Annotated in this window: 16 protein-coding genes; 7 read left to right on the plus strand and 9 right to left on the minus strand. The window is 73.5% G+C overall.

Features of this window, described 5'->3' with window-relative positions; translation table 11 throughout:
* Positions 1-141: 141 nt before the first annotated feature.
* Both HW130_RS08455 and HW130_RS08460 read left to right on the plus strand, forming a co-directional pair.
* A complete protein-coding gene (locus tag HW130_RS08455) occupies positions 142-3,018 on the plus strand; it encodes a DEAD/DEAH box helicase (RefSeq protein WP_177148814.1) in 2,877 nt (958 codons plus the stop codon).
* Positions 3,015-4,298: an SWIM zinc finger family protein gene (locus HW130_RS08460; protein ID WP_177148815.1), complete on the plus strand. Its 1,284-nt coding sequence runs from the start codon at positions 3,015-3,017 to the stop codon at positions 4,296-4,298. The genes HW130_RS08455 and HW130_RS08460 overlap by 4 nt, the downstream gene beginning before the upstream one ends.
* Before the next feature lie 30 nt (positions 4,299-4,328).
* On the opposite strand, the gene HW130_RS08465 is transcribed toward HW130_RS08460, so the two are convergent.
* Positions 4,329-4,838: a DUF3574 domain-containing protein gene (locus HW130_RS08465; RefSeq protein ID WP_256355968.1), complete on the minus strand. Its 510-nt coding sequence runs from the start codon at positions 4,836-4,838 to the stop codon at positions 4,329-4,331.
* 623 nt (positions 4,839-5,461) lie between these two features.
* On the opposite strand from HW130_RS08465, the gene HW130_RS36575 reads away from it, so the two are divergent.
* Positions 5,462-6,109 (plus strand): chaplin, encoded by a 648-nt coding sequence (locus HW130_RS36575; RefSeq protein ID WP_177148816.1) that lies wholly within the window; start codon positions 5,462-5,464, stop codon positions 6,107-6,109.
* Here the strand turns inward: HW130_RS36575 and HW130_RS08475 are convergent.
* Entirely contained in the window at positions 6,079-6,798 is a 720-nt protein-coding gene (locus tag HW130_RS08475) for a DUF2293 domain-containing protein (protein WP_177148817.1), read from the minus strand. The two genes, HW130_RS36575 and HW130_RS08475, sit on opposite strands and share 31 nt — an antisense overlap.
* 35 nt (positions 6,799-6,833) lie before the next feature.
* Here HW130_RS08475 and HW130_RS08480 point away from each other — a divergent pair, with 35 nt between their 5' ends.
* Positions 6,834-7,811 carry a D-2-hydroxyacid dehydrogenase family protein gene (locus HW130_RS08480; protein WP_177148818.1) on the plus strand — a complete coding sequence of 326 codons (978 nt, stop codon included), beginning with the start codon at positions 6,834-6,836 and terminating at the stop codon, positions 7,809-7,811.
* Between the two features lie 48 nt (positions 7,812-7,859).
* Here the strand turns inward: HW130_RS08480 and HW130_RS08485 are convergent, their stop codons facing one another.
* Both HW130_RS08485 and HW130_RS08490 read right to left on the minus strand, forming a co-directional pair.
* Positions 7,860-8,318 carry a hypothetical protein gene (locus HW130_RS08485; protein WP_177148819.1) on the minus strand — a complete coding sequence of 153 codons (459 nt, stop codon included), beginning with the start codon at positions 8,316-8,318 and terminating at the stop codon, positions 7,860-7,862.
* Between the two features lie 151 nt (positions 8,319-8,469).
* Positions 8,470-9,681, minus strand: coding sequence for a pyridoxal phosphate-dependent aminotransferase (locus HW130_RS08490; RefSeq protein WP_177148820.1), 1,212 nt, complete (start codon positions 9,679-9,681; stop codon positions 8,470-8,472).
* A gap of 83 nt (positions 9,682-9,764) precedes the next feature.
* Here HW130_RS08490 and HW130_RS08495 point away from each other — a divergent pair, with 83 nt between their 5' ends.
* Both HW130_RS08495 and HW130_RS08500 read left to right on the plus strand, forming a co-directional pair.
* Positions 9,765-10,403, plus strand: a complete 639-nt coding sequence (locus tag HW130_RS08495) for a winged helix-turn-helix transcriptional regulator (RefSeq protein ID WP_177148821.1) — start codon at positions 9,765-9,767, stop codon at positions 10,401-10,403.
* 89 nt (positions 10,404-10,492) lie between these two features.
* Positions 10,493-11,131, plus strand: coding sequence for a uridine kinase (locus HW130_RS08500; RefSeq protein WP_177148822.1), 639 nt, complete (start codon positions 10,493-10,495; stop codon positions 11,129-11,131).
* A 10-nt stretch (positions 11,132-11,141) separates the two neighbouring features.
* On the opposite strand, the gene HW130_RS08505 is transcribed toward HW130_RS08500, so the two are convergent.
* The 5 genes from HW130_RS08505 to HW130_RS08525 form a co-directional block, all read right to left on the minus strand.
* Complete coding sequence (locus HW130_RS08505; RefSeq protein ID WP_309140363.1) at positions 11,142-12,020, minus strand: PfkB family carbohydrate kinase; 879 nt, start codon at positions 12,018-12,020, stop codon at positions 11,142-11,144.
* A 53-nt stretch (positions 12,021-12,073) separates the two neighbouring features.
* Positions 12,074-12,985: a pseudouridine-5'-phosphate glycosidase gene (locus HW130_RS08510; RefSeq protein WP_177148823.1), complete on the minus strand. Its 912-nt coding sequence runs from the start codon at positions 12,983-12,985 to the stop codon at positions 12,074-12,076.
* Positions 12,986-13,401: 416 nt separating this feature from the next.
* Positions 13,402-14,634, minus strand: coding sequence for an MFS transporter (locus HW130_RS08515; RefSeq protein WP_309140364.1), 1,233 nt, complete (start codon positions 14,632-14,634; stop codon positions 13,402-13,404).
* Between the two features lie 93 nt (positions 14,635-14,727).
* Complete coding sequence (locus HW130_RS08520; RefSeq protein WP_177148824.1) at positions 14,728-15,273, minus strand: methylated-DNA--[protein]-cysteine S-methyltransferase; 546 nt, start codon at positions 15,271-15,273, stop codon at positions 14,728-14,730.
* Positions 15,274-15,320: 47 nt separating this feature from the next.
* The gene (locus tag HW130_RS08525; RefSeq protein ID WP_177148825.1) at positions 15,321-16,199 is read right to left on the minus strand and encodes a glycerophosphodiester phosphodiesterase family protein; all 879 of its coding nucleotides are present in this window, start codon (positions 16,197-16,199) and stop codon (positions 15,321-15,323) included.
* A 285-nt stretch (positions 16,200-16,484) separates the two neighbouring features.
* Between HW130_RS08525 and HW130_RS08530 the strand changes: the two genes are divergently transcribed.
* Positions 16,485-17,363 (plus strand): MHYT domain-containing protein, encoded by an 879-nt coding sequence (locus HW130_RS08530; RefSeq protein ID WP_177148826.1) that lies wholly within the window; start codon positions 16,485-16,487, stop codon positions 17,361-17,363.
* Positions 17,364-17,453 lie beyond the last annotated feature (90 nt).

Here is a 17,453-nt window from a genome sequence, read left to right on the forward strand (position 1 = left end):
GGCGCGCGGGGCACGGCCGCCCGCGCTTCAGGGTGAACGCGCAGGTCAGACCGGTAGCGGCGTCGATTGTCAGACCCCGCCCGTAAGGTCGTAGATCCAGTGACTCCTACGTCGCTGCCGACCTGCGGGAGGAGGTGACCCATGGCCCCGAACCTTGCGCTCTCCACCGAGACGCCCCCTGACCTGGCGCGCCCGCTGCTGCGCTGCGCGGCAGTCTTCCTGCCCGGGGCCCTGCCCCGCGACGGCCGGGTCGCCTTCTGGGATCCGGACGGTGCCGAAGTCCCCGGCGCCGACGGCGAGCTCACCGTCGTCGGAGTGGACAGGGAGGGCAGCCGCACGAACGACGCGGGCGGTGACGGGGTCCGGAGCCGCACCGTCCCCGCGCGGACGCTCTCCGTCGCGGATGCGGCCCCGTTGCTCATGCAGGCCCGCCACGACCCCCTCGCCCACCCCGGAGCCGCCTGCTGGGGTGCCGCCGTCCTGCACGCGCTCCACCTCGTGGCGCGCGGCCGCGTCATGCCGGGGCTGACCGCGACGGACCACGACGCGTGGCGGGCCGGTCCCCTCGACGCGGACGACATCGCCCAGCTGCGTGCCATCGCGGCCGCCATGCCGTATGAGGCGCATGCCACCCCTGTCCCGGGGGTGCGGCCGTTGTCCCTGCCCGAGCCCGAGGCACTGGTGCGGCAGTTCTTCGACGCCGTCGCCGACACCCTGCCGCGCACACCGGCTGCCGCGCACGCCGCGGGCGCGCCGTTCGCCGCAGCCGGGGCGCAGCATCTGCCCGGCGCGCGTGAGTGGGCGGCGGAGGCCGCCGCGGGCATGGACGCGGGCGTACGGGTGTCGCTGCGCCTCGACCTCTCCGCGTTCGAGCTCTTCGACCTGGCCGAGGAGGAGGGGGCCCGGCGCAGCGCCGGGGCCGCGCTGGTGCAGGTGCACAGCCTCGCCGACCCGACCCTCGTCATCGACGCGGCCCGGCTGTGGGCCGGAGGCGGGGACGAGCAGTTCGGGCCGCGGGCACGGATCGACGCGATGCTGGCGCTGCGCCGCGCCGCTCGTGTCTGGGCGCCGCTCACCCGGCTGCTGGAGATGGACGTACCGGACGTCCTGCCTCTCACCGAGGACGAGCTGTACGAACTGCTGGGACCCGGGGCCGCGAGTCTGGACGCGGCAGGTGTGGAAGTGCACTGGCCGAAGGAGCTCGCGCGGTCGCTCAGCGCGGCGGCCGTCGTGCGGCCCGCGCCCGGCTCGGCGACCGACGGCACACCGTTCTTCGACAGCGAGGAACTGCTCAGGTTCAACTGGCAGTTGGCCTTGGACGGCGACCCGCTGACCGAGGGCGAGATGGACGCGCTGGCCGAGTCCCACCGGCCCATCGTGCGGCTGCGCGACCGGTGGGTGGTGGTGGACCCCGACCTCGTCCGCAAGGCGCGCAAGCGCGAGTTGGGGCTGCTGGAGCCGGTCGACGCCCTGGCCGTGGCGCTGACCGGTACAGCAGAGGTGGAGGGGGAGACGGTCGAGGCCGTGCCGACCGGGGCACTCGCCGCACTGCGGGACCGGCTCACCGCGGCCTCGGATCCCGTGAGCCCACCGGACGGTCTCGCCGCCACCCTCCGCGACTACCAGCTGCGTGGCCTGGCCTGGCTGGACCTGATGACCTCGCTCGGCCTCGGCGGCTGCCTCGCCGACGACATGGGCCTCGGCAAGACCGTCACCGTCATCGCCCTGCACCTGCGAAGAGCGCGCAGAGAGGCGACCCTTGTCGTCTGCCCGGCCTCCCTCCTCGGCAACTGGCAGAGGGAGATCGCGCGGTTCGCGCCCGGCGTCCCCGTGCGCCGCTTCCACGGCGCCGACCGCACCCTGCCGGCCTCCGGCGGCGGCTTCGTCCTCACCACGTACGGCACGATGCGCACCAGCGCGGAGCTGCTCGCCGGCCACCCCTGGGGCATGGTCGTCGCCGACGAGGCCCAGCACGTGAAGAACCCCTTCTCCGCGACCGCCAAGGCGCTGCGCACGATTCCCGCGCCCGCGCGGGTCGCCCTCACCGGCACGCCCGTGGAGAACAACCTCTCCGAGCTGTGGGCGCTGCTGGACTGGACGACGCCCGGCCTGCTCGGACCGCTCAAGGCGTTCCGGGCACGGCACGCCCGCATCGTCGAGAACGGCGAGGACGCGGAGGCGGCCGAGCGCCTCGCCCGCCTGGTGCGGCCGTTCCTCCTGCGCCGCAGGAAGTCCGACCCGGGCATCGTGCCGGAGCTGCCGCCGAAGACCGAGACCGACCACCCCGTCCCGCTCACCCGCGAACAGGCATCGCTGTACGAGGCGGTGGTACGCGAGGCCATGGCGGCCATCGAGGGAGCGGAGGGCATGGCCCGCCGCGGCCTGGTGATGAAGCTGCTGACCGCGCTGAAGCAGATCTGCAACCACCCCGCACAGTTCCTCAAGGAACACGCCCCGGGGCACGGCACCGGGTTGCCCAGGCTCTCCGGCCGATCCGGCAAGCTCGCCCTCCTCGACGAGCTGCTCGAGACCATCCTGTCGGAGGACGGCTCCGTCCTCGTCTTCACCCAGTACGTCGCCATGGCCCGCCTGCTCTCGGACCATCTGGCGGCCCGGGCGATCCCGAGCCAGCTGCTGCACGGCGGCACCCCGGTGGCGGAGCGGGAGCGGATGGTCGACCGCTTCCAGTCGGGCGAGGCGCCGGTGTTCATCCTGTCCCTGAAAGCGGCGGGCACCGGGCTCAACCTCACGAGAGCGGGGCACGTCGTCCACTTCGACCGCTGGTGGAATCCGGCGGTCGAGGAGCAGGCGACCGACCGGGCCTACCGCATCGGCCAGACACAGCCCGTGCAGGTCCACCGGCTCATCGCCGAGGGCACCGTCGAGGACCGGATCGCCGAAATGCTCGCCTCCAAGCGGGCCCTGGCGGACGCGGTGCTCGGTTCCGGCGAGGCCGCGCTGACCGAGCTGACCGACCGCGAGCTCGCCGACCTCGTTTCGCTGAGGAGGCCCTCATGAGCCCGCCCATGCGGCCGCGCCCCGGCCACAGGTGCACTGCCCGCACCGACCCCCGCCACGACGACCTGCGCCGCACATTCCCCGCCCTCGATCCCGTTCAGGGCGAGGAGAACGCGTCCACATGGTGGGGCAACGCCTGGGTGGAGGCACTCGAGGACACGGCCCTCGACCGCGCCCGCCTGGAGCGCGGCCGCGCCTACGCCGGCCGGGGCAACGTCGCGTCGATCACCGTCACCCCCGGCCGGGTCACGGCGTACGTCCACGGCAGCAGACCGCGCCCGTACCGCACCGAGATCCGGCTGCGCACCCTCGCCGACGACGACTGGGACGACTTCCTCGCCGCCGCCTCGGCACGCCCGGACCACATCGCCGCACTGCTCGACAAGGACGTCCCCCACGCCCTCGCGGACGCCGCCGACCTGCTGCCCACACCCGGTGACCTGATCCCCGACTGCTCCTGCCCCGACAACGGCTACCCCTGCAAGCACGCTGCCGCCCTGTGCTACCAGACGGCCAGACTGCTCGACGAGGACCCGTTCGTCCTCTTCCTGATGCGCGGCCGGGGCGAGCGGGACATCCTCTCCGCCCTGTCCCACCGCAACGCGACCCGTTCCGCGGCAGAGCGCGCCGCTGCGGCGGCCGAGGTCCCCGTCACCACCGTGCCCGCCCACGAGGCGGTTGCCGAGCGGGCGCGGCCACCGCTCCCGGCCCCGTTCCCGCTCCCCGCCCGGCCCGGCCGTCCGCCCGCCTATCCACACGCTCCCGGCGCCCCCGACCCCCTCGCCCTCGACCTCCTCGCGGGTGAGGCGGCGGCCCGCGCCCACACCCTCCTCGCCACCGGCAAGGACCCCGTCGCCCGGCTCACACCGTGGCAGGACGCGGTCCGCCTGGCCGCCGCGCACCCCGGCTCCGGGCTGACCGCCTCCACCCGCGCGCTCTACCGCGACCTCGCCGCAGCCGCCGACCGCACCAACACCGACCTGGCCAGGGCCGTGGCCGCCTGGCGTCAGGGAGGACTGGCCGCGCTGCGCGTCCTGGAGGAGCCCTGGGACCCGCCCGCCGGACCCTTCGACCGGGCGAGGCCCGCCCTCGCCGCGGCCGACTTCCCGCACTTCCGCCCCTGGCGCAACCACCTCACCTCGCGCTCCCTCCAGCTCCGCCTCGGGCGCGACGGACTCTGGTACGGCTACGAGTCGGACCCCGACCGTGAGGACTGGTGGCCTCGCGGTACCCCCGACACGGACCCCGTCGGGGCTCTCACGACACTGGTGGGCGGATGATCGCCCTCCAGCCGTCACCCGGCCCCGCGCTCAGAAGTCCGCGAGCGTCGGTTCGTCGAGCCGCGCCACCGAATTCTGCGCGTACGCCTTCACGTACGCCTCGCGAACAGCCTCGATGAGCGGATCGCGCTGACGCGCCTCGGTGGCCGGATAGAGCAGGGTCAGTTCGTACGAACGCTCCCGCTCGATCGCGCCGTTGGAGTCGCGCCACTGCCCGCTGCCCTCCTGGATCGTGAGACCACCGGGGAAGCCCGGCGTCACATGGCGGTCGATGAAGGACATGAACTGCGCGTCCGTCACGGCCGGGCCGCCGTCGGGGCGCTCGGTGCCGAAGAACAGCCGTGTCTCGACGTAGCGTTCGCCGCGTTGCACCTGGGTCGTGGCGGAGGAGGCGATGGACACGGTCCGCTCGCCGTCGAGTCCGTCCCGGGCGGTGGGCGCGGCGACCGCGAGTACGGCAATGGCGGTGCCCAGGGCGGTGAGCAGCGTCCGGTGCTTCAGGGAGCGGGTGTGGGGGCGCGACGGGTTCGGGGAGGACAACGGATGATCCCTTCGTTCGGTTCGGACCGCGGCGACGCGGCCGCCGCCCCGTGGCCCGGAGCCGCGGGCGCGGCGCCGCACGGCCCGGCGGCGGACGGCCTCACTGTGGCAAGCGCGCCGGCTGCCGCGGCCGGTGGATCACCTGCCACGGCCGGAAACCACCCGCATGAGCGCAAGGGCCCCTCGACGGCGGGGCGCGACGTCAGGCTGAGGCCGCCGCCCCCATGTCGCGGAAGGAACACCGACGTCCGGAACAGCCGCTGCCGACCGGCAGCCTCGCCGGGATCGCCGGAGCGGCCGGACGATCTCGTGATCTCCGGATGCACCGCGATGACCCATGACGCGGCCGGGGGCTCGTGAGGGACCGCCGGCTGCCGGTGCTGGACGTTCTTGCCGTCGTCGCCGAACTCGCCGCAAAGCGGCAGGAGCTGACGCGTCGCAAGGAAGGACAGGGCATCCAGCGGTACGACACCTGTCGTCGGCGGGCCGTGGGGCATTGTGCGTTCGAAGCCTCACGCGCCCGAATGGGTGAATACCTCAAACGGCAGAACCGATGGGGCCTCGTGACGTTAATTCCGGTGCGGGCGAGTGCCCCGCGATTTTTTCCTGAAGGCAGGGAGCCCATGAGGCAGGTTCACCGAAAGGGCCTGGCCACCGTGATGCTCACGGGTGGCGCGCTGGCCATGGCCACCGGCTATGCGCACGCCGGCTCGAACGCGGACGGCGCCGCCGTCGGATCACCCGGCGTACTGTCCGGCAACGCGGTGCAACTGCCCGTCGACGTCCCGGTCAACGTCTGCGGCAACACCGTCGATGTCGTCGGGCTGCTCAACCCGGCGGCGGGCAATTCTTGTGCCAACGTCTCGTCCCCGGGCGGCGGGCAGTCCGGCGCCTCGCACAGCTCCGGCGGTGCCGTCGCCGACGGCGACGCCGCAGGCTCGCCGGGCATTCTGTCGGGCAACGCGGTGCAACTGCCCGTCGACGTCCCGGTCAACGTCACCGGCAACTCCGTGAACGTCGTCGGCATCGGCAACCCGGCCGACGGGAACACCTCGACGAACGTGTCCGGAAAGCCGCCCGCGAAGGCCGCAACGCCGCCGAAGGCCGCCCAGTCGCAGAAGCCGTCCGACCGCGCCTTCGCCCCGAAGGCGGCCGGCGGGTCGCTCGCCGAGACCGGCGCCGCCACGTCGGCGTTCGCCGCGTCGGCGGGCGCGGCCATGGTGCTCGGAGGTGTGGTGCTCTACCGCCGCTTCCGCCCCGCCCAGGTCTGACGCTCCGCACCACCGTCCGCAGTCCGGGGTGCCTCTCCCGATGAGGCCCGCCACGACTCCAGGACGGCATCGATGTCCGCCGCCACCCGGACCCGTGCCTGGTGGCGGTCGACCCCGGCTGCGAGCAGGGTGTCGTACTCGGTGTCGAGGTGCCGTACCGACGCCCTCACCGCGGCCGTGACCGCTCCTTCGTCCAGAGACCGGCCGGCCGCGGTCCTCCCCACCCGGCCGCTGCCGCGCACCGACGCGTGCGCCGCGATGCCGGCGGCCCGCTCGGGGGGACACAGGGGGAACAGCCGCAGGATCTCTGCCGTCAGGGCCGTCGTGAACCGCACGTCCTCAGCCGCCCGGCGCTCGGCGTCCCGGGCACGCCGACGGGCCCGCGCCTCCGCGTCGGCCAGACAGGCCGACTCCGCGCGGGCGAGCGCCGCCTCCTCGACCAGCAGTCCCTGGCGCTCGTAACGGCTGTGGCGGCGGTTGAGGCGGATCACGACCGCGAACAGCGAACTGCCTTCGCGCGCCCGGCGGGTGAGGGCCGCACTGCCCCGCGGCAGATACACCAGGTGCCCCAGATCGGCGCAGTCCAGGCAGACGGGGACACCGGACTCCAGCACATGCATCTCCAGCGGCCCTTGGCGGCACTCCCCGCAGTGCCGGCCCCTGAGCGGCTGGACGACGACCAGGTCCATATCGGCAGCGTACCCAGCAGGTACGCTCCGCTCCCATGACGCTTCGCTGTGCCGTGCTCGACGACTACCAGGACGTCGCGCTCACCCTGGCCGACTGGTCCTCACTCGCCGGCTCCGTCGAAGTCCGCTCCCTCCAGGAGCACTTCGCCTCGGAAGAGGCTCTCGCCGCCGAAGTGGGCGACTGCGAGATCCTCGTCGTGATGCGCGAGCGGACACCTGTCACCGCGTCGCTGCTCGCCCGGCTGCCGCGGCTGAAGCTCCTGATCACCTCGGGCATGCGCAACGCGTCCATCGACCTCGAAGCGGCGGCGCGCCACGGCGTCACCGTCTGCGGAACGGCCAGCAACTCCGAGCCGCCCGCCGAGCTGACCTGGGCGCTCATCCTGGGGCTCGCCCGGCATGTGACGGCGGAGAGCACGGCGCTGCGGGAGGGCGGACCGTGGCAGTCCACCCTCGGCACGGATCTGCACGGCAGCCGGCTCGCCCTGGTCGGTCTCGGGAAGATCGGCGCCAAGGTCGCCCGGGTCGGTCAGGCCTTCGGCATGGACGTCATGGCGTGGAGCCGCAATCTCACGGACGAGCGGGCAGCGGAACACGGCGTGGAGCGGGCGGCATCGCTCGAAGAGCTCCTCGAGGCGGGGGACTTCGTCTCGGTGCACCTGCAACTCTCCGGCCGCACACGCGGGCTGATCGGTGCCCGTGAACTCCGGCGGATGCGCCGCACCGCCTACCTGGTCAACACCTCGCGGGCCGCGATCGTCGACCAGGCGGCCCTGGTGCAGGCGCTGCGTGAGGGGTGGATCGCCGGCGCCGGCTCCGACGTCTTCGCCCAGGAGCCGCTGCCGGCCGACGACCCGCTGCGCACCGCGCCGAACTTCCTGGGCCTGCCCCACCTCGGATACGTCACACGGCGCAACTACGAGGGGTACTTCCGGCAGGCGGTCGAGGACATCGCCGCCTACCTCGCCGCCAGCCCCGTCCGAACGCTGGCGGAACCGGCGGCGCGGGTCTGAGAAGCGACCGGACGGGCCGCGTCGCCGCCCGCCGTCCGGGCGGGTCCTCTAGCGCACGCCGGGTGCCGCGGCGCCGATGAACTCGGACAGCGTCTCGCGAGCCTGCTCCGAACGCTGCGCGCGGTCCGCCTCGTCCGGCGCCTCGTGCATGCAGTTCGTGACCTCGAAGGCGGCGGCGGCCAGGTCCAGCGCCTGTGCGTCGTCGCACACCAACTGCACCCGGATCAGCGCCTGATGGGCGCTGGAACGCAGCCGGTACGAGTCGATGCGCGCCTCCTCGGCGGTGGCGCTGCCCGGGGCCTCCTTCGCCCGGTGCCAGCGGTCGTTCTGGCCGCGCCGGTAGTCGACGAGGGCGCCGGCGAAGGCGCTGTACGCCGTGATCCGTTCCTGGCGCAGCTGCTCCGCGCGGGCGAGAGCGGCGCTGCGCTCGGCCGTCTGGCGCTGGAACAGGTGCGTCGCCACCGATCCGAGCAGAGTGCCGATGACGGCGATGACGGCTGTCCACATGTGCGCGCTCCAGAGCTGCGGTGAATCGTGGGGCGGGCGCGGGCCGTGGTGGCCGGCTTCGCCCGGGGGCGGAGCCCATCAGATCATCGCAGTGGAGAGCGGCGTCAAGAGCGGGTCCGGCCGTCACGCCGCAGCAGTCGTCGCCCTCGGCCTACTGGCGGTAGCCGCTCAGGAAGCGGCCGATGCGACTGATCGCGGCGTCCAGGTCGTCGGCGTGCGGCAGGGTGAGGATCCGGAAGTGGTCGGGGCGGGGCCAGTTGAAGCCCGTGCCCTGGACGACCTGGATCTTCTCGCGCAGCAGCAGGTCCAGGACGAACTTCTCGTCGTCGTGGATCGGGTGGACCTTCGGATCGAGCCGGGGGAAGGCGTAGAGCGCGCCCTTGGGCTTGACGCAGGAGACGCCCGGGATCTCGTTCAGCTTCTCCCACGCACGGTCGCGCTGCTCGTGGAGCCTGCCACCGGGCGCCACCAGCTCGTGGATGGACTGCCGGCCGCCGAGTGCGGCCTGGATGGCGTACTGGGCGGGCGCGTTGGCGCACAGCCGCATCGAGGCCAGCATCGTCAGGCCCTCGAGATAGTTGCGGGCGTGCTGCCGCGGGCCGGAGACGACGAGCCAGCCGGAGCGGAAACCGGCGACGCGGTACGTCTTGGACAGGCCGCCGAAGGTGAGGACGACGAGGTCGGGGGCGAGCGCGGCGGCGGGGTGGTGCACCGCGTCGTCGTACACGATCCGGTCGTAGATCTCGTCGGCGAACACCATCAGCTGGTGGCGGCGGGCCAGGTCGAGGATGCCCTCCACGACCTCGCGCGGATAGACCGCGCCGGTGGGGTTGTTCGGGTTGATGATGACGACGGCCCGGGTGCGATCGGTGATCTTGGACGCCATGTCGTCGAGGTCCGGGTACCAGTCGGACTCCTCGTCGCACAGGTAGTGCACCGCTGTGCCGCCCGCGAGCGTGGTCACGGCGGTCCACAGCGGGAAGTCCGGGGCCGGGATGAGTACTTCGTCGCCGTCCTCCAGGAGGGCCTGGACGGCCATCGAGACCAGTTCGGAGACGCCGTTGCCGAGGAAGACGTCGTCGACGTCGACATCGGCGAGCCCCATGGCCTGATAGCGCTGGGCGACCGCGCGGCGGGCCGAGAGGATGCCGCGCGAGTCGGTGTACCCGTGGGCCTGGGGCAGCATCCGGATCATGTCCTGGACGATCTCCTCCGGCGCCTCGAAGCCGAAGAGCGCGGGGTTGCCGGTGTTCAGCCGCAGGACGCTGTGGCCCGCTTCCTCCAGCGCGTTGGCGTGTTCTATCACCGGACCGCGGATCTCGTAGCAGACCTCGCTGAGCTTGCTCGACTGCCGGAACTCCATGCCGTGCCTCCCGGGCTCAATGGTGTACTTGGTTTTACCAAGTACGAGCTTGGAAAGTCCAACGACATGTCTAGACTCGTCGCATGCCACGTGAGACGCGCCGCCGGAGCTATGACCAGTACTGCGCCGCAGCCCGCGCCCTGGACGCGGTCGGCGACCGCTGGACGCTGCTCGTCGTCCGGGAACTGCTGGCCGGTCCCCGCCGCTACACCGACCTGCACGCCGACCTGCCGGGTGTCAGCACCGACGTCCTGGCGTCCCGGCTGAAGGACATGGAGCGGGACGGCCTGGCGACCCGACGCCGGCTGCCGCCGCCGTCGGCCGCGTACGTCTACGAACTGACCGAACGGGGGCGGGGCCTGCTGCCCGTCCTGACCGCGCTGGCCGGATGGGGCGCACCGGCCCTCGCCGAGCGCAGACCCACCGACGCCGTCCGCGCGCACTGGTTCGCCATCCCGCTGCTGCGCGCTCTCCAGGCGCGCGGAAGGGCAGGGGTGGTCGAAGTGAGGCTGGACGAGGGCGTGTTCCATCTGCGGCTGGGGGACGCCGAGACCTCCCCGTACGGTGACGGGCCCGCCGACGCGCCCGACGTGTGCCTGACCCTGGACGCCGAGACCTGCGTCGAGATCGGCAGCGGGGACCTGACGGTCGAGGAGGGCGTACGGGCCGGCCGGATCAAGGCGGAGGGCGACGCGGCGCTCGTCGGGGTGCCGGGGGCCTGAGGGAGACGGGGCCGGCCACGCCGCTGCCGCGTCGCACGATGCCGCGACCGCGCCGACGGTCCGGTTCTCGCCCGGGTGATGATGGGGCCGTGCGACTGGAAGCGATCACCTGGGAGCGTCTTGCGGAGGCCGTGGCCGATCGGGTGCTGTCGACCACCGCTCAAGACGGCAGCCCCTGGCTGCGCGTTGGCGTCGACGGCGCACCCGCCGCCCGGCCCGGTGAACTGGCGGAGCGCATCGGCGACGTGCTCCGGCTGCGCGGACGCGGCGTGCTCGTCGTCGGCACGGGCGGGTTCCTGCGGCCGGCGTCGCTGCGCTACGAGTACGGTCGCGAGGACCCCGACGCGTACTACGGCTCCTGGTTCGACACGGGCGCGCTGTGGCGCGAGGTCTTCGGGCCTCTGGAGGCGGGCGGCAGCGGGCAGGTGCTGCCGGACCTGTGGGACCCGGCGACGGACCGCGCGACCAGGTCGGCGCCTGTCCGACTGCCCGCGGGCGGTGTGCTGGTGCTGCACGGGCCGTTCCTGCTCGGCCACTGGTTCCCGTTCGACCTGACCGCGCATCTGCGGCTCTCGCCGGGCGCGCTGGAGCGCCGCACCGACGAGCGGGAGCGCTGGACGCTGCCGGCGTACGCGCGGTACGAGGACGAGGTCCGACCCTCCGAATCGGCCGACGTCCTCGTACGCGCCGACGATCCGCGCCACCCGGCCTGGGGCGGTCTGCCCTGAGACCGCTCCGTCACGGGCGACCGCCGACCAGCGTCACCGCCCTGGAACCGGCCCGGCAGCCCTCCGCCGCTGCCGTGGCGGCGTCCGCTCCCGCGAGGCGCGCGGCGAGGAAGGCGCCCGTGAACGCGTCCCCCGCCCCCGTCGTGTCCACCGCCTCGGCCGGTTCGGCCGGGACGTGTGCCGTGATCCGTCCCGACTCGGCGACCAGGGCGCCCCGTCCGCCCAGCGTCACCACTGTGATCGGCACGATCCGGCTGAGCTTCGCCGCCGCCTCCGCGGCGTCGGGCAGGCCGGTGAGGAGGCGGGCCTCGTCCGCGTTGGGGAACAGGACGTCCGCGCCGTCGAGGGCCGACAGCACGTACTCGACGCCCACTTCGGCGATGAAGCCCGCCGATGCCGGGTCCACGCTCACCGGGATGCCCCGCTCCCGTGCCGAGCGCATCGCCAGGCCGGCGGTCCGCCTGCTCGCAGCGGAGAACAGGAGGTAGCCCGACAGGTGCAGATGCCCGACCCCGTCGAGCAGGGTCGGCGACCAGTCCTCCGGCCCCAGACGCAGCACCGCGCCGCTGTCCGTGAGGAAGGTGCGCTCGGCGCCCTCGTCGACGAGGGCCACGACGGTGGCGGTCGGCGCCTCGGCGTCGGGCACCAGAAGCGGACGCACGCCCGCCGCCGTCAGCCGCTCGGCGTGCCATGCCAGGTCCGCATCGCCCGCGCGGGCGAGCAGCCGCACGTCGGCGCAGCCCCAAAGGGCGGCCCAGCAACAGACGTTGGCCCCCGCGCCGCCCGGCAGGATGCGGATACGGGCGGCCGTGTCCGTGCCCCGCGCGAGCGGCGTCCGATGACGTGCCACGACGTCCGTGACGACGAGCAGCCCCGGCGAGCCGTCCACCGGCCCGGCTCCGTCCGCCTCTCCCGTCCGGCCGGGCGCCCTCGTGCCGCCCGTCACGCGTACGCCGCTGCGATGCGTGCGGCGAGCCGCACGTTGCCCCGCACCGCCGCCAGGTTGGCTTCCAGCGAGGCGCCCTCGGTGTAGCGCATCAGCCGTTCCAGCAGGAAGGGGGTGACGGCCTGTCCGGTGACGCCCTCCTCCCGCGCCTCGTCGAGTGCCCGTGCGAGCACCCGGTCGTGCAGCGCGGGGTCCAACTGCTCATGGACGGGCACCGGATTCGCCACGACGAGTGCGGAGTACGGATCGGCCAGCAGGTCCTTGGCGTGCATCACCGCGGCGACCTCCTCGGGCGTGCGGAGGGTCCAGTCGACCGGTTCGCCCGAGGACGTCAGGTAGAAGCCGGGGAACCGGTCGGTCCCGTAGCCGACGACGCCCACCCCGAGCGTCTCCAGTCGCTGGAGGGTGGCCGGGACGTCCAGGATCGACTTGACGCCCGCGCACACCACGGTGAGGCCGACCTGCGCGAGCAGTCGCAGGTCGGCCGACTCGTCCTGCGTCTCGGTCCAGCCGCGGTGCACACCGCCCAGCCCGCCCGTCGCGAAGACGGCGATGCCTGCCCGGTCGGCGAGAAACGCCGTGGCGGAGACCGTCGTCGCCCCGCTCGCCCCGGTCGCGAGGGCGGGGGCCAGATCGCGGTGGCCCAGCTTGCGCATGTCCGGATCGCCGGCGACGCGCTCCAACTCCGCCTTCCCCAGGCCGATGTGCGCCCGCCCGTCGAGCACGGCGATGGTGGCCGGCACGGCTTGCTCGGCCCGTACCAGCGCTTCCAGTTCTTCGGCCACGGCCAGGTTGCGGGGGCGCGGCAGTCCGTGCGCGATGATCGTCGACTCCAGGGCGACGACGGGCGCGCCGGCGTCGAGCGCCTCCCGTACCTCTTCGGACAGCGTTATCGCGGTCTTCACCATGTCCCCATCCCTGGCACGGCGGCGGGCCGCCCAAACGTGGGCCGCGGGGCGCACGGGTGCCCCGGCCGTGCGCCGCGTGCTCCCGTCCGATCTGTTCGCTCGCGGCGACAACCGGTTCTACGCGACCGTCTCGAGTCGCGCGGCGTGGACGACCGGGCGGCGTGGCTGGAGGACGGCACGGGTGCGCACGGGCTGTCCCCGGGTGACGTCCGGTCGGTCCTGGCCTCCGGCGCGGGCCGTCCGCACCTGCTGATCCGCCGGGGGGACGTCACCGTCTCGGGTGCGGTGACCACTCACTGGGGCTCCGCGCCAGGGGCGCATTCAGCCCGTCGGCGTGCGAGGCGCTCGGGGTCCTCCCCGCCCCCAGGGTGGAGGGCGGCCCCGCGCAGCGGCCACGCCCCGCTCCGGGCGCCCGCTCACGCCCGCGTCATCGCCCGCCGTACCGCCAGCGCGGCCATCGGCAGCAGCAGCGCCGCCCCGATCGCGTTCAGCCAGCCGTACCCGGCCTGCGCGACCACGAGACCCGCGGCCGCCCCGCCCAGACCGGCCGCCGTGTTCATCGTCAGGTCCGACAGGCCCTGGACCGCCGCCCGCGCCGGCTGCGGCACGGAGTCCGTCAGCAGCGTGGAGCCCGCGACCAGACCCGCCGACCAGCCGAGGCCCAGCAGGAACAGGCCGAGCGCCGTCCGGCCGTGGCTCGGTCCCGCCGTACCGGCCAGCAGCGCGGCCGTGCTGAGCAGGCCGGCCGCCAGTCCGATCACGGCCAGCCGCCCGATACGGTCCGCCAGCCAGCCCATCAGCGGCGAGAACGCGTACATGCCCGCGATGTGCCCGCTGATGACCAGGCCGATCAGCTGGATCCCCGCACCGTGGTGGCTGAGCGCGACCGGGGTCATCGACATGATCGAGACCATCGCCGTGTGCGAGACGGCGACCGTGACCAGAGCCAGCCGCGCCATCGGGGAGTCCTGCACGGCCCGCACCCCCGCACGCAGCGAACGCCCCTCGGGAGAGCGGTCGGCGGGCGACAGCGCGCGGGCGGTCAGCAGCGGGTCGGGGCGCAGCAGGACCAGGACGAGCACCGCCGAGACCAGGAAGACGCCCGCCGCCCACAGGAAAGGGCCCGCGGCCGCCGGTATGCCGATGCCGGACACACTGCGTCCGGCGGGCGAGGCGATGTTCGGCCCCAGCACCGCTCCGATCGTCGTCGCCCACACCACCGTGGAGATCGCCCGCCCACGCCGCTCCGGCTCGGCCAGGTCGGCGGCCGCGAACCGGGCCTGCAGGTTGGCCGAGGAGGCAGCGCCGAAGCCGGCCATGCCGATCAGCAGGAGCGGGAAGCTGTCGATGACGGCCGCCAGCACGACCACACCCGCGCCGAGCGCCCCGAGGAGATACGCGAGGACCAGGCCCGGCCGCCGCCCCCGGGCGGTCATCAGGGCGGCCAGCGGCACCGAGAGCAGCGCGGTCCCGGCCACGGTCGCGGTCGGGGCGAGGCCGGAGAGGGCTTCCGTACCGCTGACTTCCTGCGCCAGGACCGCGGCGAGCGCGATTCCGGTGGCGACTCCGAGGCCGCCCAGGATCTGGCTGGCGATCAGCACGGCGTTGACACGGCGCCGCAGCGCCGGGAGCTCGGCGGCCCCGATCACCGGGGTCTTTGATATGTCAGGAGCGTCAGGGCTGGTGGTCACTGACGCAGTGTGCCAGCGACCGCGCCGGTGCGAAACCGCGCCGGCGCCCGGTCAGAACAGCGGCTCCGGCAGCACGCCCTCCAGCGCCAGCAGCCTGCGCTTCGTCTCCAGGCCCCCGCCGAAGCCGCCCAGCCCCCCGTCGCTCTCCACCACCCGATGACACGGCACGACGACCGGCAGGGGATTGGAGCCCATCGCTGCCCCGACCGCCTGGGCCGCACCCGGCTGGCCGACCCGTGCCGCGAGATCGCCGTAACCGACGACCGTCCCGAACGGCGCGGCGGCCGGCAGTTCTCGCAGCACCTGGCGGTTGAAACCCGCCGACAGCGACCAGTCCAGCGGAAGGTCGAAAGCCCGCAGCCTGCCCTCGAAGTACGCGTGGAGCTGGCGTATCGGCTCGGCGAGGCGCCCGGTCGCCGTCTCGGCGGGCGGCGCACCGAGCCGGTCCGCCAGCTGCTTCAGCGCCCGGTCCCGTATCGCGGGCCGCGCGTGGAACACCACGCTCACCAGGCCGTCGCCGGTCGCGGCGAGCAGCAGCGGCCCGATGTCCGTGGCGACGACGCTCCACTCCAGGGTGTTCCTGCCGGTGGTGTTCATGCGGACCACGGTACGACCGGGCACTGACAGTCCGTCGGGAGCGGACGTCAGCTCACCGCGTCCCGCACGACGTCCGGGTTGTTGGTGATGATCCCGTCCACACCGAAGGCGTCCACGCGCGCAGCGCCCGCCGCGTCGTTCACCGTCCAGGTGTTGACCCGCAGCGGCTTGCCGTGCGCGCCCTTGAGCGTGTGGACGGCTGCCACGTACTCAGCGGTCAACGACGTGTGCGTGGGGTTGATCTGGTCGGTGAACGCCGCGTACGCCGGCAGGTCGGCGACCGCCGGCGTACCGAGGAAGCCGGTGGTGAGGTCCGGCCGCTGCTGGTGAACGGCCTTCACGCTGTCCGCGCCGAAGCTCTGGATGACGAGCCGGCCCGCCACGTGCCGGCGGTCCAGCCAGCCCTCCTCGCCGAGCACCCGGAGGGTGTCCTTCTCGATGCCCGGGTACAGCTCCGGCTTCTTGATCTCCAGAAGGAGCTTCTGGTTGTTCTCGTCGACGCGGTTCAGGTACTGCTTGAGCGTGGGTACGCGCGCGCCGGCCCACTCGGTGCCGCGCCAGCTGCCCGCGTCGAGGCGGGCGATCTCGGCGGCGGTGAAGTCCTTGACCTTCCAGGGCGCGCGGTCGGGGAAGACCTGCTCCACGTCGGTGGTCCGGGCGAGTGAGTCGTCGTGGACGACGACGAGCTCGCCGTCCTTGGTGCGCTGGACGTCGTTCTCGACCCAGACGAAGCCCATCCGGTCCGCCAGGTCGACCGCCGCGAGCGTGTTCTCGGGCGCGTAGGCGGAGGCGCCCCGATGGGCGATCACGAGCGGTTCGTCCTGCTGCGCGGCGGCTTCCGGGGTGCCGGAGGCCGAGCCGGGCGCGAGGAACACGGTGATTCCGAGGGCGGTGGCGGCCAGGGCTGCGACGGGGCGTGCGTGCACGGGGGACTTCCTCACGTCGTCGGATCACGGACGGGCCGAGAGTGACAGTTGTCGGCCAACGCGGGACAGGCGAAGTATGGCCGCGACGTGAACGGACGGCCCGCGGGGAGCCACCCGTGTCCCGCATGTCGACAAATCGCCGCCCCGGCGTTTGCATCCCGTTCCCCGGGCCGTACTCTCGCCAGCAACCGGACGTTCGCTCCCGGATGCGCGGGGGGCGCGGGGATCACGGAGCAGACGGGGGCACCGGGCACAGGGGATCACACGGGGCGAAGGGCACAGGGGATGCAGGGCACGGTGGACGGTTTCGGCTACGGCCTCGTCACCCCGGTGGCGGCCTATCTCATGGCCTGCCTGGGCGGCGCCCTGGGCCTGCGCTGCACCACGCGGTCCGTGCGCCACGGCCGCGGCTTCAAGGCGGCGTGGCTGGCGCTCGGCGCCACGGCCATCGGCTCGGGGATCTGGACGATGCACTTCATCGCAATGATGGGGTTCACCGTCCGGGAGGCCCCCATCGGCTACGACAGGCCGACCACTTTCGCGAGCCTCGCCGTGGCCGTCGTCATGGTCGGCATCGGGATCTTCATCGTGGGCTACCGCGGCGCGACCGTGATGGCGCTGGTCACCGGCGGGACGCTCACCGGACTCGGCATCGCCTCCATGCACTACCTCGGCATGGCCGGAATGCGGCTGCAGGCCGTCCTGGAGTACGACACCCTCACCGTCGCGCTCTCCGTGGTGATCGCCGTCGTCGCGGCGACCGCCGCGCTGTGGGCGGCGGTGTCCGTGCACGGCTTCCTGGCGAGTATCGGCGCCGCCCTCGTGATGGGCATCGCGGTGAGCGGGATGCACTACGTCGGGATGGCGGCGGTGAGCGTCCATCTGCACCCCACGATCGACCTGACCGCCGCCGGCGACTCCCCGGTCGGCGTGCTCGCACCCGTCCTCGTGGGACCCGCGGTCTTCCTGCTGCTCGCCGCCGTCGTGGTGATGTTCGACCCGCTCCTCGTGCTGGGCGAGCCGGACCACGGGTGGCACGCCCGCGACGAGGGCCGGCGCGCGGGAGTCCCGGCCCGGGCAGGGGCGCCGGAGGGGCGTCGCCCGGCCTCCTGGGCCGCCGACCGCGCCCGCCGCCGGCGCTTCGCGGACCACGACAGCCGTTGAGCGCGGTTCCGCAAGGCCACCGGACCACGGGCAAAGCTGCTGGTCACAGTGGCTTCGGCCGGTGGCCGGGGCCCAGCGGGGACCCCGCGT

The organism is Streptomyces sp. PKU-EA00015 (assembly GCF_013387495.1).
In the GTDB taxonomy this organism is placed as follows: domain Bacteria; phylum Actinomycetota; class Actinomycetes; order Streptomycetales; family Streptomycetaceae; genus Streptomyces.